The sequence below is a fragment of the Romboutsia maritimum genome (genome assembly GCF_002251085.2).
GTDB classification, from domain to species: Bacteria; Bacillota; Clostridia; order Peptostreptococcales; family Peptostreptococcaceae; genus Romboutsia_B; species Romboutsia_B maritimum.
The window spans coordinates 1-580 of record NZ_NOJZ02000103.1 but is presented as its reverse complement, the minus strand read 5'-3'; the positions used below and the strand labels follow the sequence as shown (position 1 = coordinate 580).

Sequence of the window (580 nt, the reverse complement as noted above, 5' to 3'; positions counted from 1 at the left end):
GAGGTTTTTATGGATGAGAAAAAGCTTTGGTTAAAGATTAGTGGTAGTATTAATTATTATTTACAGTATTACAGTAAAAGGTTAACCAATGAAGAATTATTATTAGATTATATGGAGTATGCGTTACCTGATATGGATGGGGATGGAGTACATACTTATTTGGACAAGCAGACTTTAGAAAGAGTTGTTGTAGATGTTGCAATGATGGATAGAGCTAAAGTTGCATTTATGGAAAGGTTAGAAAAAAGAAGAGCTAAGGAAGTACCTGTTATAGAAGAAAAGAAGGTATTAGCTAAGGTTATTGATTTTTCTAAATATAGAAAATAAATATTATTTAGAATAAAAAAATAGATTTATAGTAGGTAAAATATATTTTTTGTAGAATATCCAATATATAAATGAGTTTATAGGAGGATATTTTATATGAAATTAAAAATAAGTGATTTACCTCCACAATTTGAAGATATAGCTAATGAAATTGGAATAGATCATGCAAAGATATTATTTAGAGAATTTGGAGGGACATCTGTGTATTTTCCTACTGAAAAGATGGTATACAAAGAGGCTCGTGATAGAGAAA

Annotated in this window: 2 protein-coding genes; both read left to right on the top strand. The window is 27.9% G+C overall.

The annotated features are described in order from the left end of the window. Positions 1-327: hypothetical protein (locus CHF27_RS14350; RefSeq protein WP_158534787.1), on the top strand; the 327-nt coding region annotated here is incomplete at its 5' end. 96 nt (positions 328-423) lie between these two features. Continuing rightward, positions 424-580: Mor transcription activator family protein (locus CHF27_RS14780; RefSeq protein WP_408638588.1), on the top strand; the 157-nt coding region annotated here is incomplete at its 3' end.